Here is a 17,861-nt window from a genome sequence, read left to right on the forward strand (position 1 = left end):
GTCGCGCACCGGCGCGATCGCACTGAGCACTCCGCCGACGGCGGTTTTTGAGGGTTAGGGGAATGAAAAAGACATCTGGACAGGGTTCCGAAGATCCGATCCTGCAGTGGGTAACCTTCCGCCTGGACAACGAGTCCTACGGCATCAACGTGATGCAGGTCCAGGAAGTGCTGCGCTACACCGAGATCGCGCCGGTTCCGGGTGCACCGAGCTACGTGCTGGGCATCATCAACCTGCGCGGCAACGTGGTCACCGTGATCGACACCCGTCAGCGTTTCGGCCTGGCGCCAAGCGACGTCACTGACAACACCCGGATCGTCATCATCGAGGCAGACAAGCAAGTGGTCGGCATCCTCGTCGACAGCGTGGCCGAAGTGGTCTACCTGCGTCAGTCCGAAGTGGAAACCGCGCCGAACGTCGGTAACGAAGAGTCGGCCAAGTTCATCCAGGGCGTTTGCAACAAAAACGGCGAACTGCTGATCCTGGTCGAGCTGGACAAGATGATGACCGAGGAAGAGTGGTCCGAGCTGGAGAACATCTGAGTTGATCCTGGAGGTTGCGGTTGTATTCCTGGCGATGCTCTGGGCGTTGAGCGTGTGGCTGTTCATCGGCTACAGCAAGCGCCAGCGCGAAATGGCCTCGCAGCAGGCTCAGGGCGATGCGTTGCGTGACCAGCGCATCAAGGACCTGGGCAAGCGCCTGGACGACTACCAGAACAGCTCGGTGGCGATGGGCGAGGCGTTGCACGAACTGCGTGCGGCGGTCGCGCCCCTGCCGGAGAAGATGTTGCAACTGGAGCAGCGTGATCCCAACAGCCTGTCGTTTGCTCAGGCGGCGCGGCTGGTGGGCATGGGCGCCAGCGTCGACGAACTGACCCAGACCTGCGGTTTGACCCAGGCCGAGGCGGAGTTGATGAGCAAACTGCACAAGGGCTGAAGGTTTTTTGTCGCGTTTTGGGGACTCATCGCCGGCAAGCCGGCTCCCACAGGTGTTGTGTCAGCCCCGAAAATCCTGTGTGAGCTGGCTTGCCAGCGATGAGCATAGGCATCTAGACCTCTCGAGGGCGAGCCCAAGGCGTCAGGTCATCGCGAACTGTGGGAGCGGATCGCAAGCGGCTGACGGTTTGCGATTGCCTGCGAGAGTTTGGATACCGATGCTGCGATGAATCCATGCCCGCTCATCGAGGCCCGGGCAATCGCTTCAAATCCGGTGTGATATCCCGTTCCACCGGCCCCTCGTCGTTGAACCCCACCGGCATCTTGCCCTTCAATTGCCAGGCAAACGCGATGATCTCGGCAATGGTCAGGTACAGCGCTTCCGGAATGCTGTCGCCCAGTTCCATGCGCGCCAGCAACCTCACCAGCTCGGCATTCTCGTAGATCGGCACTTCGTGCTCGCGGGCGATCGCCAGGATCGCTTCCGCCAGTTCGTCGTCGCCCTTGGCCGTCAGGGTCGGGGCGCGGGCGCCGTCGTAGTTCAGGGCAATCGCCTGGCGGGGTGTTTTCTTGCTCATGCGTTTTCATCCACCCAGCGTTGTTCCAGATGCGTGCGCGGCCCCAGCGGCGGTACGCCCTGGTGGCAGTGCAATTCGCTGACGTTGACGCCACGTGCCACCAATCGCGCACGCAGGTCGCCCAATTGGCTTTCGATCAGTTGCGCAGTGGCCGGCAGTTCTGCCCAGAGCTGGCTGGACAGGTTGCCCTGGGTGATCTGCGCCTGGACCTGCAAGGGCCCCAGCGGGTGCAGGTCGAACGCCAGCTCGACACGCCAGAGCATTTCCAGCGGATCACGCCGCTCGCGTTCGGGATCGGCCTGTTGTTCCTTGGTTTCTTCGCGCTGCACCTTGACCTGCATCGGCATGAATTCCGGGCCGGTGCGCAGGGGGATTTCCAGTTGCCAGGTGGTTTGCAGGTTGCCGTCGGCGGTGGTGCCGGTTTGTTCCAGGCTTGCCAGTTGATGGCTCTGCACCCGCGAAATGGCCGCGGCGGCGAGGCGCAACAGGTGTTGCAGGTCGCCTTCTTCTTCAAGGTTCTGCAACAGCCGGGTGGGCAGCGGGAAGCTGCCAGGGTGCGGTTTCGGGGCTACCTGGCCAAGGGCGCCGAGGGCGCTGCGCACCATGCCCGGCAGGGCCTGGGCCACGATCGCTGCCGTGCTCGGGCTGAACAGGGTGCCGCCCGGCACGTTGGGCAGCAGTTGTGCCACCAGCCGCACCATCTGCGCCTTGAGGTCGGGCGCCAATTGGCCGGTGGCGCCGTTGAACAGCCGCGCTTCAAGGAACGAGCCGCTGTTGCTGAGGGCCTGGGCCACCTGGCGGGTGTCGCTGAACTGGCGGACATCCGGCAGGCTGGCGAGCAGTTTGTCCACCGCTGTGCGCACCTGCTCCGGCTGGCCGTCGTCGCTGGCGATGCGCTGCATGGCCGCGAGCATGCCCTGCAGCGAGGCCTGGCGGTTTTGCTGGGCGCTGAGGTTCTGGGCAATCGCCATCTGATCCTGTCGCCCGCTCAGGGGCACGAAGCTCAGCGCCTGGTCGCCCTGCACCCGCGCGCTGAGCAGGCTGCCCAGCGGCAGCGGGCGAGGGGAGTCGATGGCGAGGGTCGAGCCCGCCTGGGCGGTATTGAGCAGGCTGACCAATGAGCGGTAGACCGCTGGCAGATTGCCGGTCTGCGGCTGCAGCTGGGTGGTCAGCACCTTGCCTTGCACCAATGTGCCTTCCGGGAATTCACGGCTGTCGAGGCGGGTGAGGGTGGCGACATTGCTGGCGATGGCCTGTTGCAGCGTCAGGCTCAACTGGTTCGAGGTCGGCTGGCTGACCAGTAACTGGCTGCCCTGGGCCAGCGGCTGGTTGGCGGTGGTCTGCACCGTCACTTGTTGGCCGTTGGCCTGCATCAGGCGCAGGAGCAACTGAAACTCCTGGCCTACCTGACGCAGCGACAGCACTTCGCCCTTGGTCGTTTCGCCGGCGGGCACCAGATCGGGCTGGGCTTCCACCAGCTTTACCAGCTCGCCGGTCATTGCCGCGGCACGCACCTGCGCATTGGCGGGAACCTGTGGGCCAAGGCTGTTTATTTCGCCTGTCATTCGCGTTGCGACCTGTTCAAATAGCCCTCTTTACAGTAGGACATGGCATGTATAATGCCGGCCGATTTCTTCCGCGAGCGCAGGATCCGGCGGCGCTCGCGACCAGACCGGTCGGCCAGGTTTTCGTTGTCACTATAACGGCCAGGCCTGTACCGACTTGAGACAGTCTGCGAAACCATAAGGCGAATCTGTGACTCCTCAACTCCAAGCCGTGGGCCTGGCCTGCGAGCGCGACTGGCGGATGCTCTTCGAACACCTCGAATTGCAGGTGTCGGCCGGCGACATGCTGCAGATCAGCGGTCCCAACGGCAGCGGCAAGACCAGCCTGCTGCGCCTGCTGGCCGGCCTGATGCAACCGACCCATGGCGAGGTGCTGCTCAACGGCAAGCCGCTGGCCGGGCAGGGCACGGAACTGGCCCGCTCCCTGGTGTGGATCGGCCATGCGGCCGGGATCAAGGACCTGCTCACCCCGGAAGAAAACCTCACCTGGCTCTGCGCCCTGCACCGCCCCGCCAGCCGCGACGCCATCTGGCAGGCGCTGGAAGCGGTGGGCCTGCGCGGTTTCGAGGATGTCGCCTGTCACACCCTGTCCGCTGGTCAGCAGCGCCGTGTGGCGCTGGCCCGGCTCTACCTGGACAGCCCGTCGCTGTGGATCCTCGACGAGCCGTTCACCGCCCTCGACAAACAAGGCGTCGCGCAACTCGAAGCGCACCTGGCGCGGCACTGCGAGGAGGGCGGCATGGTCGTGCTGACCACTCACCACACGCTGGAACGCACGCCGTCCGGTTACCGTGATATCAACCTGGGGCAGTGGGCCGCATGAGTGTATTTGTCCTGTTGTTACGTCGCGAAGCCCGACTTCTCTGCCGCCGTCCGGCGGAGCTGGCCAATCCGCTGGTTTTTTTCGCGATCGTCATCGCATTGTTTCCACTTGCGGTCGGACCTGAGACACAATTGTTGCAAAACTTGTCTCCAGGGTTAGTCTGGGTGGCCGCGCTTTTGGCCGTCCTGCTCTCGCTGGACGGGCTGTTTCGCAGTGATTTCGAGGACGGATCGCTGGAACAGTGGGTCCTTTCGCCGCACCCGTTGCCCCTACTGGTACTGGCCAAGGTGCTGGCACACTGGGTTTTTTCCGGGCTGGCACTGGTATTGTTGTCGCCGCTTCTGGCGGTGATGCTCGGATTGCCCGTGGAATGTCTCCCGGTCCTGCTGGCATCACTCTTGCTCGGCACTCCGGTGCTGAGCCTGTTGGGTGCCGTGGGTGCGGCCCTGACCGTCGGATTGAAACGAGGTGGTCTGCTTCTGGCGCTACTGATTCTGCCGCTATATATCCCGGTGTTGATCCTGGGCAGTGGCGCCTTACAAGCAGCAGTGCAAGCTATGCCTGCAACCGGATACCTGCTCTGGCTCGGTAGTCTGGCCGCCCTGGCAATCACCCTTGCACCTTTCGCAATAGCCGCCGGCCTGAAAATCAGCGTCGGCGAATAATGAGGTCTGGGCCACGCCCAGCAAAGACCCTGGATGTACCGTGATGAAAAGCAGCGCAATAAGCTGGACATGGTTTCACAAGCTCGGTTCTCCCAAATGGTTCTACGGCATCAGTGGCCGCATGCTGCCCTGGCTTGCCATCGCCGCGGTGCTGCTGATCGGCACCGGCGTGATCTGGGGCCTGGCGTTCGCGCCGCAGGATTACCAGCAAGGCGATAGTTTCCGGATCATCTACATCCATGTGCCGGCGGCGATGCTGGCGCAGTCCTGCTACGTCATGCTGGCGGTGGCCGGGGTGGTTGGCCTGGTCTGGAAGATGAAGATCGCCGACGTCGCCCTGCAGAGCGCCGCGCCCATCGGCGCCTGGATGACCGCGCTGGCGCTGGTCACCGGCGCCATCTGGGGCAAGCCGACCTGGGGCAGCTACTGGGTCTGGGATGCCCGCCTGACGTCCATGCTCATCCTCCTTTTCCTGTACTTCGGTCTCATTGCCCTCGGCCACGCGATCAGCAATCGTGAGAGCTCGGCCAAGGCCTGCGCGGTGCTGGCCATCGTCGGGGTGATCAACATCCCGATCATCAAGTACTCGGTGGAGTGGTGGAATACCCTGCACCAGGGCGCCACCTTCACCATCACCGAGAAACCGGCGATGCCGGTGGAAATGTGGCTGCCGCTGCTGCTGACCGTGCTCGGTTTCTACTGTTTCTTCGGCGCCGTGCTGCTGGTGCGCATGCGCCTCGAAGTGCTCAAGCGCGAAGCTCGCGCAAGCTGGGTCCGGGAAGAAGTGCTCAATAGCCTGGGGAACGCACGATGAGCTTTGCATCCTTCGGCGAGTTTCTCGCCATGGGCCGTCACGGCCTTTATGTCTGGTCTGCCTATGGCATCTGCCTGCTGGTACTGGCCGTCAACGTCGCTTCGCCGCTGCTGGCACGGCGCCGTTACCTGCAAGCAGAGGCGCGCCGTCTGCGCCGGGAGAACGCCAAGTGAATCCGCTACGCAAGAAGCGCCTGTTCATCATCCTCGGCCTGCTCGCCGGCCTCGGTGTCGCCGTGGGCCTGGCCCTCAGCGCGCTGCAGGAAAACATCAACCTGTTCTACACCCCGACCCAGATCGCCAACGGCGAAGCGCCGCTGGATACCCGCATCCGCGCCGGCGGCATGGTCGAAAAGGGCTCGGTGCAGCGTTCCAGCGACTCGCTGGATGTGCGTTTCGTGGTCACCGACTTCGCCAAATCCGTGCCGATCACCTACCGCGGCATCCTTCCGGACCTGTTCCGTGAAGGCCAGGGCATCGTCGCCCTGGGCAAGCTGAACGCCGACGGCGTGGTGGTGGCCGATGAAGTGCTGGCCAAGCACGACGAGAAATACATGCCGCCGGAAGTCACCAAGGCCCTCAAGGAAAGTGGTCAGACGGCCTCGGGAGCACCTGCGCAATGAACGCTTCGCTGATCATTCCCGAACTCGGCCAGTTGTCGATGATCCTGGCCATCTGCTTCGCCTGCGTGCAGGCCAGCGTCCCGCTGCTCGGCGCCTGGCGCGGCGACAGCCTGTGGATGAGCCTGGCGCGGCCGGCGGCCTGGGGCCAGTTCGCCTTCCTCGCCTTCGCCTTCGCCTGCCTGACCCATGCCTTCATGACCGACAACTTCTCGGTCGCCTATGTCGCCAGCAACTCCAACAGCGCCTTGCCCTGGTACTACAAGTTCAGCGCGGTGTGGGGCGCCCACGAAGGTTCGCTGCTGCTCTGGGCGCTGATCCTCGGCGGCTGGACCTTCGCCGTGTCGATCTTCTCCCGGCAATTGCCGCAAGTGATGCTCGCCCGCGTACTGGCGGTGATGGGCATGATCAGCGTCGGCTTCCTGTCGTTCCTGATCGTCACCTCCAACCCGTTCATGCGCCTGCTGCCGCAGGTGCCGGGTGATGGCCGCGACCTCAACCCGCTGTTGCAGGACATCGGCCTGATCGTTCACCCGCCGATGCTGTACATGGGCTACGTCGGTTTCTCGGTGGCCTTCGCCTTCGCCATCGCCGCGTTGCTCGGCGGTCGTCTCGACGCCGCCTGGGCGCGCTGGTCGCGGCCGTGGACCATCGTCGCCTGGGCCTTCCTCGGCATCGGCATCACCCTCGGTTCGTGGTGGGCCTACTACGAACTCGGCTGGGGCGGCTGGTGGTTCTGGGACCCGGTGGAAAACGCCTCGTTCATGCCGTGGCTGGTGGGCACCGCGCTGATCCACTCGCTGGCGGTGACGGAAAAACGCGGGGTGTTCAAGAGCTGGACCGTGTTGCTGGCCATCGCGGCATTCTCGTTGAGCCTGCTCGGCACCTTCCTGGTCCGTTCCGGCGTGCTGACCTCGGTTCACGCCTTCGCCTCGGACCCCGAGCGCGGTGTGTTCATCCTGTTCTTCCTGCTCTTTGTGGTCGGCGGCTCGCTGACCCTGTTCGCCCTGCGCGCGCCGGTGGTCAAGAGCCAGGTCGGCTTTGCCCTGTGGTCCCGCGAGACATTGCTGCTGGCCAACAATCTGGTGCTGGTGGTGGCGGCGTCGATGATCCTGCTCGGCACCCTGTATCCGCTGGTGCTCGACGCCCTGACCGGCGCCAAGTTGTCGGTCGGCCCGCCGTACTTCGACGCACTGTTCATCCCGTTGATGGCGCTGCTGATGGTGGTCATGACGGTGGGCGTGCTGGTGCGCTGGAAAGACACCCCGGTGCGCTGGTTGGCGGGCATGCTGACCCCGGTGCTGATCGGCAGTGCCGTGCTGGCGCCAATCTGCGGCCTGCTGGTGGATGATTTCGACTGGGCGGTGCTGACCACCTTCGCCCTGGCGGCGTGGATTGTCCTCGGCGGCGTGCGCGACATCTTCGACAAGACCCGTCACAAAGGGCTGCTCAAAGGCGTGCGTGGCTTGAACCGCAGCTATTGGGGCATGCACGTCGCGCACCTGGGGCTGGCGGTTTGCGCCCTGGGCGTGGTGCTGTCGAGCAACAACAGTGCCGAACGTGACCTGCGCCTGGCGCCGGGCGAGTCGGTGGAACTGGCCGGCTACCAGTTCGTCTTCGAAGGTGCCAAGCACTTCGAAGGGCCGAACTTTACCTCCGACAAAGGCACCGTGCGCGTGCTCCAGGACGGCCGCGAAATCAGCGTGCTGCACCCGGAAAAACGCCTGTACACCGTGCAGCAGTCGATGATGACCGAGGCCGGCATCGACGCCGGTTTCACCCGTGATCTGTACGTCGCCCTCGGCGAGCCGCTGGAAAACGGTGCGTGGGCGGTGCGGGTACACGTCAAGCCGTTCGTGCGCTGGATCTGGCTGGGTGGTCTGCTGACCGGCCTTGGCGGTTTGCTGGCGGCGCTGGACCGGCGTTATCGGATCAAGGTCAAGAGCAAGGTACGTGACGTACTCGGTCTGGAAGGAGCAACTGCATGAAGCGTTGGATCATGGTGCTGCCACTGGCGGTGTTTCTGCTGGTGGCGGTGTTCCTCTACCGTGGCCTGTACCTGGACCCGGCCGAGCTGCCGTCGGCGATGATCGACAAGCCGTTCCCGGCGTTCTCGCTGCCCAACGTGCAGGGCGACCGCACCCTGACCCAGAACGACCTGCACGGCAAGCCGGCGCTGGTCAACGTCTGGGGCACCTGGTGCGTGTCCTGCCGGGTCGAACACCCGGTGCTGAACAAACTGGCCGAGCAGGGCGTGGTGATCTACGGCGTCAACTACAAGGACGACAATGCCGCCGCGCTGAAATGGCTGGCCGAGTTCCACAACCCCTATCAACTGGATATCCGTGACGAGCAGGGCACCCTGGGCCTGGACCTGGGTGTGTACGGCGCGCCGGAAACCTTCCTGATCGACGCCGAAGGCATCATCCGCCACAAGTTCGTCGGCGTGATCGATGAAACCGTCTGGCGTGAGCAACTGGCGCCGCTGTACCAGGGCCTGGTCGATGAGGCCCGGCCATGAAGCGCTGGCTGGCAGCCGCTGTCCTCGGCCTGAGCCTGTGCGGTGTGGCCAAGGCGGCAATCGACACCTACCAGTTCGCCGACGAGGCCGAACGCGAGCGTTACCGCGAGCTGACCAAGGAACTGCGCTGCCCCAAGTGCCAGAACCAGGACATCGCCGACTCCAACGCGCCCATCGCCGCCGACCTGCGCCGGGAAATCTTCCGCATGCTCGGCGAAGGCAAGAGCAACCAGCAGATCGTCGACTTCATGGTCGATCGCTACGGCGACTTCGTTCGCTACAAGCCGGCCCTGACCGCCCGCACCTGGCTGCTCTGGTTCGGTCCGGCGCTGCTGCTCGCCGGTGGCTTCGGCGTGCTGGTGGTGATCGTCCGCAAACGCCGCGTACCGGCGGCCGCTGGTTCGGCCGACCTTTCTCCCGAGGAGCGTGAGCGCCTCGCCAAACTGCTGGACAAAGAACAGACCCATGACTGATTTCTGGCTCGCTTCAGGCCTGCTGCTCCTGGTAGCCCTGAGCTTTTTGCTGATTCCGGTGTTGCGTGGCCGTCGTGCGCAGCAGGAAGAAGACCGTACCGCCCTGAACGTCGCCCTGTACCAGGAGCGTGTCGCCGAATTGCAGGCCCAGGGCGAGGAGGGCGTGCTCAACGCCGACCAACTGGCCCGTGGCCGTGACGAAGCGGCCCGCGAATTGCTGGCCGACACCGACAACGCCGAGCCGACCCGCAGTGCCCGGCTGGGCAAGGCGTTGCCGTTGGTGGCGGCGTTTCTGGTGCCGCTGATGGCGGTCGGGCTGTACCTGCATTTCGGTTCCAGCGACAAGGTGGAACTGGCCCAGGAATTCGCCCAGGCGCCGCAATCGCTCGACGAAATGACCTCGCGCCTGGAGCGCGCCGTCGCCGCCCAGCCCGAGAATGCCGAGGGCCTGTACTTCCTCGGTCGCGCCTACATGGCCCAGGAGCGTCCAGCGGACGCGGCCAAGGCCTTCGAACGCGCCGTCGGCGTGGCGGGTCGTCAGCCGGAGCTGCTTGGCCAATGGGCGCAGGCGCTGTATTTCGCCAACAACAAGCAGTGGACGCCGCAGTTCCAGGCGATCACCGATGAAGCCCTGAAAGCCGACCCGAACGAAGTCACCAGCCTCGGCCTGCTGGGCATCGCCGCCTTCGAGGGCGAGCGCTACCAGGAAGCGATCGACTACTGGAACCGCCTGCTGGTGCAACTGCCTGAAGGCGACGCCTCGCGCACCGCGCTGCTGGGCGGCATCGACAAGGCCAAGGAAAAACTGGCGGCCGGCGAAGGCAAGGCGTCCGCACCGGCCACTACGGCCAGCGGCGCCAAACTGACCGTGCGGGTCGAGCTGGCGGCGGCGCTGAAAGACAAGGTCAAGCCGGACGACACCGTGTTCATCTTCGCCCGCGCCGCCTCCGGTCCGCCGATGCCGCTGGCGGCCAAGCGGGTCACCGTCGCGCAGTTGCCCATCGAGGTGGAGCTGAGCGACAGCGACGCGATGATGCCGAACATGAAACTGTCGAGCTTCGCCGAAGTCCAACTTGTGGCGCGCATCTCACGCTCCGGCCAGCCCACCAAGGGCGAATGGATCGGCAGCGGTTCACCGCTGGCTACCAGCACCGAGGCGCCGCAACACCTGACCATCGACAGCCCGGACCCGTAAGAGAGCGCCCTCATGAACAGCACCGTACGCCTGACCCTGATTTCACTGGCCCTGGGGCTCAGCGCATGTACGGTGCATCAGCCCGAGCGCGAGCCGCTGCCGCCGATCCAGACCACACCCCCGCCAGGCCCGGTGATCAAACCGGGCCCGACCAAGCCAGTCCCGACCAAGCCGGTCACCCCATCGCAGAAACCCATGCCGCGCACCTCCGCCAGCTTCGCCCCGCCACCGGGAGGCGCCAGCCATTGGGACCCGCGCCTGGGCGTCTACGTGCTGGAGGGCAAGACCAACACCTTCTACCGCCAGCGCACCTACTACCGCTGGAACAACGGCTGGACCTGGGCGACCAGCGCTGATGGCCCGTGGCAGGACACCGACAGCAGCGGGGTGCCTGGCGGTCTGGGACGGGCTTTTGGCCAGTGACCGGAGCATAATGCGGGCTCGCTGAAATGCCTGGGAGCCTGAAATGACAAAGACGGTATTGGTGCTGGTCGAGACGGTCGACGACTACCTGCCCCTGCTGGAACACCACGGTTATCACCTGATTCGCGCGCAGACCCCGGCCTTGCGCGCCGAGGCCATCGCGCGCCACGGCGGCGAAATCGACGCGGTGCTGACCCGCGGCCCGCTGGGCTTGTCTGCTGACGAAATCGCCGCCTTGCCGGCCTTGCAAATCATCTGCGTGATCGGTGCTGGCTACGAGCAGGTCGACCTGGCCGCTGCTGCCGCGCGGGGCATCACTGTCACCAATGGCGCCGGCGCCAATGCCGCGGCGGTGGCCGATCACGCCATGGCCTTGCTGTTCGCCGCGGTGCGCAATATTCCCCAGGCCGATGCCAGCACCCGTCAGGGGCACTGGAACCGGGTGATCAGCCCGTCGATCTCGGGCAAGCGCCTGGGCATTCTCGGGCTGGGCGCGGTGGGGCTGGCAATCGCCCGGCGCGGCGCACTCGGGTTCGATATGCAGGTGAGCTATCACAACCGTTCCCGGCGAGACGACGTGGCCTATTCGTACTGCGACAGCCCGCTGGCGCTGGCGCGGGAGTCGGACTTTCTGATCGTCGCCACGCCTGGTGGTGCCAATACCCGGCAACTGGTGGACAGCGCGGTGCTGGATGCGCTGGGGCCGGAGGGGTTCCTGGTGAACATTGCCCGGGCCAGTGTGGTGTCCACGGCGGATATGGTTGCGGCGTTGCGTGAGCGGCGGATTGCCGGCGCGGCGCTGGATGTGTTCGATGACGAGCCGAATGTGCCGGATGCACTCAAAGCGCTGCCCAACGTGGTGCTGACGCCCCATGTGGCCGGGCAGTCGCCTGAGGCGGCGCGGGATACGGTGGCGCTGGTGCTGAAGAACCTGCAGGCGTTTTTTGCCGGGGAGCCGGTGTTGACGCCGGTGACTGCTTAGGGAGTTCAGATCAAGCACAGCGCCGCCATCCCCACTGCTAGACTCACCCGCCACCTCATAAACGCAAGGAGCCCCGTTATGCCAACCCACCACGGCACCTGCCTCTGCGGCGCCATCCAGCTCTCCGTCACCCTCGATGAAACCCGCGTCAGCGCCTGCCATTGCAGCATGTGCCGTAAATGGAGCGGCGGTCCGCTGCTGGTGGCGCACAGCACGCAGCCCCTGCAGTTCAGCGGCGCCCAACCCGCGGTCTACGATTCTTCCGACTGGGCCCAGCGCGGTTTCTGCCCAAGCTGCGGCACCCATCTGTTCTACCGCCTCAAGGCCGGTGGCTTCGACGCGGTCCCGGTCGGCGTCCTCGATGGCGACACGGCCTGGACCTTCGACCTGCAGGTCTACGTCGATGAAAAACCGGCCTTCTACTGCTTCTCCAACCCGACCCACAACATGACCGGCGCCGAGGTCATCGCGCAGTTCAGTTGATCGCCAGCAAGGTCGTGCCGTAGCACCAGTGCCACGGCTCGAACTGATAGCCCAGCGGGTTGTTTCGCGGGTAGGACAAATGGAAGTCGAACCTGTGCGCATGGTGGGTCAGCCACTGGTAGGCGCGGCTGTGTTCGAAGTCGATGTCCAGCGAATTGATGTCGATCGCCCGGCCGGTATGGTGTTCGCTGTAGCCGGGCGGGGCGTTGACCGCGAGGATCTGCTCCAGTGATTGGCCGCGCTTGAGCTTGGCGCGGATGAGATTGGCCTGGTAGGCGACGCTGCGGTACGCCGACATCAGCCACAGCTCGACCCCGGCGGCCGCGGCGTCAGCCTTCATCCGCTTCCAGGCCGCGGCCGCGTCTGGCTCCAGTTCGAAACGGCGCTCGTCGGCGTTGATTTCGGCAATCGCCAGCACCCGCGCTTCGGGATAGGCGACAAACCCCCGCGCCAGCAACAGGTCTTCACTGATCCCCAGCTCCTTGCATAGCTCCTTGCTCATTTCGTCCCTGCCGCCTGTAGGTGGATGTCTGACTCAGGCTAGCCCGTGTCAGACCAATAGCCAATGGCCGCCTGCTCCTTGCAAATCCGCGGCAATCCTGCGAAAAGGCTGCGGCTACGATTACCGCGCTTGAACGAGGTCACTATGAGCGGCGAACTGCAAATCACCGACGTCCAGTTGGGCGACGGCAAGGAAGTGGTCAAGGGCGCCCTGATCACCACCCATTACACCGGCACGCTGGCCGACGGCAGCGTGTTCGATTCGTCCCACCAGCGCGGCAAGCCGTTCCAGTGCGTGATCGGCACCGGCCGTGTGATCAAGGGCTGGGACCAGGGCCTGATGGGCATGAAAGTCGGCGGCAAGCGCACGCTGTTCGTGCCGGCGCACCTGGGTTATGGCGAACGCAGCATGGGGTCGATCCCGCCGGGTTCCGACCTGCGGTTCGAGATCGAACTGCTGGAAGTGCTGACCCGCGACGACTGAAGAAGTCAGATGCTTCAAAAAGCCCTCAAAACCAACCATCGGGTAGATTTCGGACGCGTGAAGCCGAAATGGTTTATCGCGGTTGAGGCATCGTCTTAATTCCGTAACAGCCAGGACCTACATTCAACCCTGCTTACGGATAAGCACCCAGGGACAGAACCAATCGGGCTTATTGCACTCTCAAAGGACGCCCGTTTCCACGGAAGGAACGACAGACAGGGATGCCCCGCGGCTTCGGCCGCGGGGCAGCACTGACGGGTCAATCCCGATTCTTTCCGCCAAGGGTTCATCATGAAGTTGCCCGTGACGCTTCCTTTCCGCCGCCAGGTCCTGTTCTGCACCGTGCTCGCCGCTGGCGCGGCCCTTCTCGGTTTCACCACCTTCGACAGTTTCGCCAAACCGGTGGACGGCACCCAGACACTGGTCTTCCTGCGCCACGCCGAAAAGCCCGGTGAAGGTCTCGGCCAACTCAACTGCCAGGGCCTGAATCGCGCCCTCGACCTCGCCACGCTGTTACCGGAAAAATTCGGCAAGGCCGATTACGTCTTCGCCGCCAATCCCACCCGCGAAGTGGAAGAGGGCACCAATGACGACAGCTACAGTTACCTGCGCCCGCTGATGACCATCAGCCCCAGCGCCATCAAGCTCGGCCTGCCGGTGAACATCGAGTATGGCGCCAATGACACCAGCGCCCTGGCCAGCGAACTGCTGAGCAACAAGTACCGCAATGCCACGGTGTACACCGCCTGGTCCCACGGCTACCTGCCCGAACTGATCAACACCGTGGCCGGCAAGGCCCTGGGTGAGAAGCGGGTGATCACCGAGGACTGGGAAAACAGCGACTTCGACTCGCTGTACGTGCTGACCCTGACCTGGCGCGATGGCAAGGCGACGATGCTCAGTCGCAATGTGAAGCAGGGGCTGGACGGTGGGGATGTGCAGTGTCCGGGGCAGGCGGTTGAGTCTTCCGGGTTGGCGGTGCGGTAGATTTTTGGTGGGAGCGCGGTCATTCGCGAGCAAGCTCGCTCCTACGGGTTTTGGGTTTCCTTGTTCCTGCTTGTTGCTCGCCTTACTCTGAGCCCCGTTTCGGCAAATGGATTGCGGGCATGACGAGTCGGGTAACAGTCATCGGCGGCGGTGTGATCGGCCTGGCCACGGCCTACGCGTTGGTGCGCGAAGGTTTCGCGGTGGAGCTGATCGAGGCCGGTGAAGCGCTGGCCAGCGGCGCCAGCTTCGCCAACGGCGGGCAACTCTCTTATCGCTATGTCGCGCCACTCGCCGATGCCGGGGTGCCGTGGCACGCGCTCGGCTGGATGCTGCGCGGCGATTCGCCGTTGCGCCTGCGTCCGCGCATGGACCCGGCGCAGTGGCGCTGGCTGCTGGCGTTTATGGCCGCGTGCCGGGGCTCGGTCAACCGCACCAACGCCGCGCGGCTGCTGCGGCTGGCGCTGCACAGTCAAGACACCTTGACCCGCTGGCGCGAGGAAGACGGCCTGGACGGTTTTGCCTGGCGGCGCAATGGCAAGCTGGTGGTTTTCCGCGATCCCGCCAGCTTTGCCCAGGCCCGCCAGCGGTTCGATGCGGACCACCAGCAGGTGCTCGGTGCCGATGAGTTGGCTGGGCTGGAGCCGGCCTTGGCCGGTGTACCGTTCATGGGTGGCGTGTTTACGCCCAGCGAAGAAGTCGGAGATTGTCACCGCTTCTGCCTCGCCTTGGCGGCGCGCTTGCGGGCCTCGGGGCGTTGCCATTTCCGCTTGGGCCAGCGCGTCAGCAAGATCCGTCACAGCAAGGGTGTGGTCCAGGCGCTGGAGTTGGGTGACGAAGTGCTGGCGGTGGACAACCTGGTGCTCTGCGCGGGCTATCGAGCTACGCAACTGGGCCTGCCGGGGTTGCGATTGCCGGTGTATCCACTCAAGGGCTACAGCCTGACCGTGCCGGTCGGCGCGCGTGCGCCGGAGGTGAGTGTCACCGACTACGACCGCAAGATTGTCTACGCCCGCATCGACCAGCAACTGCGGGTGGCGGCCATGGTGGACATTGTCGGTTTCGATGAAACACCGGACCCACTGCGCATCGCCAGCCTGCGGCGCCAGGCCGCCGCGAGTTTTCCCGACGCCGGTTACTACGCCCACGGGCAGGAATGGGCCGGCATGCGCCCGGCCACGCCGACCGGGGTGCCGCTGCTGGGGGCGAGCCCGTACCGCAATCTGTGGTTGAACCTCGGCCATGGCGCCCTGGGGTTCACCCTCGCCTGCGGCAGTGGACAACTGCTGGCGCGGGCCCTTGCCGGAGGACAGCCCGCGCTGGAACTGCCCGGTCTTGTCTGATCGCCGCCGTTCGCGGAGCCCTCAATCCATCGGTGGCAAGCGCCGTTTTACCGGGGTCTTCTTGACGATCGCGGTGCTGGTTTCGGCGTGGCTGTTGAGCTTGTCCAGCAGGGTGTCGAGCTGCTCCATCGAGCGCACGTGCAGGCGGGCGATAAAGCAGTCGTCACCGGTGACCTTGTCGCACTCGGTGAACTCCGGGATGGCGATGATCTGCCGTTCCACTTCATGCAATTGGCCCGGCAGCGGGCGAATGCGCACGATGGCCTGCAACTGGTAGCCGAAGCTGCGTGGGTCGACTTCGACGGTGTAGCCCTTGAGCACGCCGCGTTCTTCCAGGCGGCGCAGGCGTTCGCTGACGCTGGGCGCGGACAGCCCGGTCAGGCTCGCCAGCGCCTTGAGCGAGCGCCGCGAATCCTCCATCAGGGCGTTGAGCAGCAGTTGGTCGATGGCATCGGTCATGAAAATCCCTCGTTAGGCGATTGCGGGAAATCACCTTGATAAAAAAGGTCGGCGACGGTTTCAGCCTGATTAATCCCATGGAATGGCCTCGCGCACCCTCGGCATACTTTGTCACATATTCCCGGAGGTGAGTGATGGACAGTTCGATACGTCGCGGTTCGCTGGAAATGATTGGGGCCATGTTGATTTCCGGGACCATTGGCTGGTTTGTGCTGGTGTCCGGGCAACCGGTGCTGGATGTGGTGTTCTGGCGTTGCGTGTTCGGCGCCGGCACTTTGTTGCTGATCTGCGCGGCCATGGGCTTTCTGCGCCCGGGCATTCTCACCCGTGCCACGTTCGCCCTGGCGGTGCTGAGCGGGGTGGCCATCGTCGGTAACTGGGTGTTGTTGTTCGCCTCCTACTCGCGGGCGTCCATCGCCATCGGCACGGCGGTGTACAACGTCCAGCCGTTCATGCTGGTGGGGCTGGCGGCGGTGTTCCTCGGCGAGAAAATCACCGTGCCCAAGCTGTTCTGGCTAGGGGTGTCGTTTGCCGGGATGCTGGCGATCGTCAGCGCCCACGGCAGTCAGGGCGAGAGCGGCGGCGAGTACCTGCTGGGCATCGCCCTGGCGCTGGGCGCGGCCTTTCTCTATGCGGTGGCGGCGCTGGTCATCAAGCGCCTGAGCGGTACACCGCCGCACCTGATCGCGTTGATTCAGGTCACCACCGGCATCCTGCTGCTGGCGCCGTTCGCCAACCTTGGCGGGCTGCCCACCGGGCAAGCGGAACTGGGCAGTCTGGTGACCCTGGGGATCGTCCACACCGGCCTGATGTATGTGCTGCTGTACGGTGCGATCCAGAAACTGCCCACCGCGCTGACCGGCGCCTTGTCGTTCATCTACCCGATCGCCGCGATCCTGGTGGACTGGGTCGCCTTCGGTCATCGCCTGCAACCGCTGCAATGGCTGGGCGTGGCGGCGATCCTGCTGGCGGCCGCGGGGATGCAGCGTGGCTGGTGGTTCAAATCCGCCGCCCGCGAGCGCGGTGCGAGGGCGTAGAATACGCCGCTTTAGCTCAACGACTGCCCGCCATGACCGCTGCCATCGACACCCTGCATCAACACCTGCTCACCGCCCTGAACCCGCCGCCGGCCGAGACCCGGCGGCTGTTCCACGGCCGCGGGCGCTGCTGGCCGGGGCTGGAGCAGATCACCGTGGACTGGCTACAGGGCGTGCTGCTGGTGTCGCTGTTCCGCGAGCCGCCTGAAGGTCAACTGGCTGAGCTGGAAAGCCTGTTGCGCACACTGGCCGCCAGCGCCGACTGGCCGGGCGCGGCGGTGTTGATCCAGCACCGCTATCTGCCGGAAAGCCCGGGTCAGTGGCTGTTGGGCGAAGTCTGCGAAACCCGGGTGATCGACGAAGACGGCCTGCGTTATCAACTGGACCTGGGCCTGAAGCAGAACAGCGGCCTGTTCCTCGATATGCGTTACGGCCGGCGCTGGGTGCGCGAGCAGGCGGCGGGGAAGCGGGTGCTGAACCTGTTCGCCTACACCTGCGGTTTCTCGGTGGCGGCCATCGCTGGTGGCGCGGAGCAGGTGGTGAATCTGGATATGTCCCGGGCGGCGTTGTCGCGGGGGCGGGACAATCACCGGCTCAATGGCCATGACCTGGCGCGGGTCGGTTTTCTCGGGCATGAGCTGTTCAAGTCCTGGGGCAAGGTGCGCAAAGGCGGGCCGTACGACCTGATCATCATTGATCCGCCGACCTTCCAGAAAGGCAGCTTCGCCCTGACCCAGGACTACGCGAAGATCCTGCGGCGCCTGCCGGAGCTGTTGACCGAGGGCGGCACGGTGCTGGCGTGTGTCAATGATCCGGCAATCGGGCCGGAGTTCCTGATCCAGGGGATGGCCGAGCAGGCGCCGCAGTTGACGTTTGTCGAGCGGTTGGAGAATCCGCCGGAGTTTCCGGATGCGGATGTGGCGGGTGGGTTGAAGGCTTTGGTTTTTCGGTGACTGTCGGGGCCTCATCGCTGGCTT

General features: G+C 64.8%; 23 protein-coding genes. 19 read left to right on the forward strand and 4 right to left on the reverse strand.

What is annotated here, in order from left to right; translation table 11 throughout:
- Positions 1-62: 62 nt before the first annotated feature.
- Both CKW37_RS17600 and CKW37_RS17605 read left to right on the forward strand, forming a co-directional pair.
- The gene (locus CKW37_RS17600) at positions 63-542 is read left to right on the forward strand and encodes a chemotaxis protein CheW (protein ID WP_095156987.1); all 480 of its coding nucleotides are present in this window, start codon (positions 63-65) and stop codon (positions 540-542) included.
- A gap of 1 nt (position 543) precedes the next feature.
- On the forward strand, positions 544-936 hold the full coding sequence (locus CKW37_RS17605; protein ID WP_095156988.1) for a DUF2802 domain-containing protein: 393 nt from the start codon (positions 544-546) through the stop codon (positions 934-936).
- 241 nt (positions 937-1,177) lie between these two features.
- Here the strand turns inward: CKW37_RS17605 and CKW37_RS17610 are convergent, their stop codons facing one another.
- Both CKW37_RS17610 and CKW37_RS17615 read right to left on the reverse strand, forming a co-directional pair.
- On the reverse strand, positions 1,178-1,513 hold the full coding sequence (locus tag CKW37_RS17610) for an EscU/YscU/HrcU family type III secretion system export apparatus switch protein (RefSeq protein ID WP_095156989.1): 336 nt from the start codon (positions 1,511-1,513) through the stop codon (positions 1,178-1,180).
- The gene (locus CKW37_RS17615) at positions 1,510-3,078 is read right to left on the reverse strand and encodes a flagellar hook-length control protein FliK (RefSeq protein ID WP_095156990.1); all 1,569 of its coding nucleotides are present in this window, start codon (positions 3,076-3,078) and stop codon (positions 1,510-1,512) included. The genes CKW37_RS17610 and CKW37_RS17615 overlap by 4 nt, the downstream gene beginning before the upstream one ends.
- 190 nt (positions 3,079-3,268) lie before the next feature.
- Between CKW37_RS17615 and ccmA the strand changes: the two genes are divergently transcribed.
- The 12 genes from ccmA (at position 3,269) to CKW37_RS17675 (ending at position 12,076) form a co-directional block, all read left to right on the forward strand.
- Positions 3,269-3,901 carry a cytochrome c biogenesis heme-transporting ATPase CcmA gene (gene ccmA / locus CKW37_RS17620; protein WP_095156991.1) on the forward strand — a complete coding sequence of 211 codons (633 nt, stop codon included), beginning with the start codon at positions 3,269-3,271 and terminating at the stop codon, positions 3,899-3,901.
- On the forward strand, positions 3,898-4,566 hold the full coding sequence (gene ccmB, locus CKW37_RS17625; RefSeq protein ID WP_095156992.1) for a heme exporter protein CcmB: 669 nt from the start codon (positions 3,898-3,900) through the stop codon (positions 4,564-4,566). The genes ccmA and ccmB overlap by 4 nt, the downstream gene beginning before the upstream one ends.
- Positions 4,567-4,609: 43 nt before the next feature.
- Positions 4,610-5,380, forward strand: a complete 771-nt coding sequence (locus CKW37_RS17630; RefSeq protein ID WP_095156993.1) for a heme ABC transporter permease — start codon at positions 4,610-4,612, stop codon at positions 5,378-5,380.
- Positions 5,377-5,553, forward strand: coding sequence for a heme exporter protein CcmD (gene ccmD / locus CKW37_RS17635; RefSeq protein WP_095156994.1), 177 nt, complete (start codon positions 5,377-5,379; stop codon positions 5,551-5,553). Before CKW37_RS17630 ends, ccmD begins: the two co-directional genes overlap by 4 nt.
- A complete protein-coding gene (gene ccmE, locus CKW37_RS17640) occupies positions 5,550-6,002 on the forward strand; it encodes a cytochrome c maturation protein CcmE (protein ID WP_095156995.1) in 453 nt (150 codons plus the stop codon). Before ccmD ends, ccmE begins: the two co-directional genes overlap by 4 nt.
- Positions 6,003-6,013: 11 nt before the next feature.
- The gene (locus CKW37_RS17645; RefSeq protein WP_177454445.1) at positions 6,014-7,987 is read left to right on the forward strand and encodes a heme lyase CcmF/NrfE family subunit; all 1,974 of its coding nucleotides are present in this window, start codon (positions 6,014-6,016) and stop codon (positions 7,985-7,987) included.
- Positions 7,984-8,520, forward strand: coding sequence for a DsbE family thiol:disulfide interchange protein (locus tag CKW37_RS17650; RefSeq protein WP_095156997.1), 537 nt, complete (start codon positions 7,984-7,986; stop codon positions 8,518-8,520). The genes CKW37_RS17645 and CKW37_RS17650 overlap by 4 nt, the downstream gene beginning before the upstream one ends.
- Positions 8,517-8,993: a cytochrome c-type biogenesis protein gene (locus CKW37_RS17655; protein ID WP_095156998.1), complete on the forward strand. Its 477-nt coding sequence runs from the start codon at positions 8,517-8,519 to the stop codon at positions 8,991-8,993. The genes CKW37_RS17650 and CKW37_RS17655 overlap by 4 nt, the downstream gene beginning before the upstream one ends.
- Positions 8,986-10,188, forward strand: a complete 1,203-nt coding sequence (ccmI, locus tag CKW37_RS17660; RefSeq protein ID WP_095156999.1) for a c-type cytochrome biogenesis protein CcmI — start codon at positions 8,986-8,988, stop codon at positions 10,186-10,188. Before CKW37_RS17655 ends, ccmI begins: the two co-directional genes overlap by 8 nt.
- Positions 10,189-10,200: 12 nt before the next feature.
- Entirely contained in the window at positions 10,201-10,611 is a 411-nt protein-coding gene (locus tag CKW37_RS17665) for a hypothetical protein (protein WP_095157000.1), read from the forward strand.
- A 43-nt stretch (positions 10,612-10,654) separates the two neighbouring features.
- Positions 10,655-11,593 carry a 2-hydroxyacid dehydrogenase gene (locus CKW37_RS17670; protein ID WP_095157001.1) on the forward strand — a complete coding sequence of 313 codons (939 nt, stop codon included), beginning with the start codon at positions 10,655-10,657 and terminating at the stop codon, positions 11,591-11,593.
- A gap of 78 nt (positions 11,594-11,671) precedes the next feature.
- Complete coding sequence (locus tag CKW37_RS17675) at positions 11,672-12,076, forward strand: GFA family protein (protein WP_095157002.1); 405 nt, start codon at positions 11,672-11,674, stop codon at positions 12,074-12,076.
- Here CKW37_RS17675 and CKW37_RS17680 read toward each other — a convergent pair.
- Entirely contained in the window at positions 12,069-12,578 is a 510-nt protein-coding gene (locus tag CKW37_RS17680; protein ID WP_095157003.1) for a D-alanyl-D-alanine carboxypeptidase family protein, read from the reverse strand. The genes CKW37_RS17675 and CKW37_RS17680 overlap by 8 nt on opposite strands.
- A 144-nt stretch (positions 12,579-12,722) precedes the next feature.
- Here CKW37_RS17680 and CKW37_RS17685 point away from each other — a divergent pair, with 144 nt between their 5' ends.
- The 3 genes from CKW37_RS17685 (at position 12,723) to CKW37_RS17695 (ending at position 15,388) form a co-directional block, all read left to right on the forward strand.
- A complete protein-coding gene (locus CKW37_RS17685) occupies positions 12,723-13,061 on the forward strand; it encodes an FKBP-type peptidyl-prolyl cis-trans isomerase (RefSeq protein ID WP_095157004.1) in 339 nt (112 codons plus the stop codon).
- A 291-nt stretch (positions 13,062-13,352) separates the two neighbouring features.
- Positions 13,353-14,048 carry a histidine phosphatase family protein gene (locus CKW37_RS17690; protein ID WP_095157005.1) on the forward strand — a complete coding sequence of 232 codons (696 nt, stop codon included), beginning with the start codon at positions 13,353-13,355 and terminating at the stop codon, positions 14,046-14,048.
- A gap of 119 nt (positions 14,049-14,167) precedes the next feature.
- Positions 14,168-15,388, forward strand: a complete 1,221-nt coding sequence (locus tag CKW37_RS17695) for a D-amino acid dehydrogenase (RefSeq protein WP_095157006.1) — start codon at positions 14,168-14,170, stop codon at positions 15,386-15,388.
- 21 nt (positions 15,389-15,409) lie between these two features.
- On the opposite strand, the gene CKW37_RS17700 is transcribed toward CKW37_RS17695, so the two are convergent.
- Positions 15,410-15,847 carry an Lrp/AsnC family transcriptional regulator gene (locus CKW37_RS17700; protein WP_095157007.1) on the reverse strand — a complete coding sequence of 146 codons (438 nt, stop codon included), beginning with the start codon at positions 15,845-15,847 and terminating at the stop codon, positions 15,410-15,412.
- Between the two features lie 134 nt (positions 15,848-15,981).
- Here CKW37_RS17700 and CKW37_RS17705 point away from each other — a divergent pair, with 134 nt between their 5' ends.
- On the forward strand, positions 15,982-16,884 hold the full coding sequence (locus CKW37_RS17705) for a DMT family transporter (RefSeq protein WP_095157008.1): 903 nt from the start codon (positions 15,982-15,984) through the stop codon (positions 16,882-16,884).
- Positions 16,885-16,916: 32 nt separating this feature from the next.
- Entirely contained in the window at positions 16,917-17,837 is a 921-nt protein-coding gene (locus CKW37_RS17710; protein WP_095157009.1) for a class I SAM-dependent methyltransferase, read from the forward strand.
- Positions 17,838-17,861: the final 24 nt, after the last annotated feature.

The organism is Pseudomonas sp. Irchel 3E13, assembly GCF_900187455.1.
Lineage (GTDB): Bacteria > Pseudomonadota > Gammaproteobacteria > Pseudomonadales > Pseudomonadaceae > Aquipseudomonas.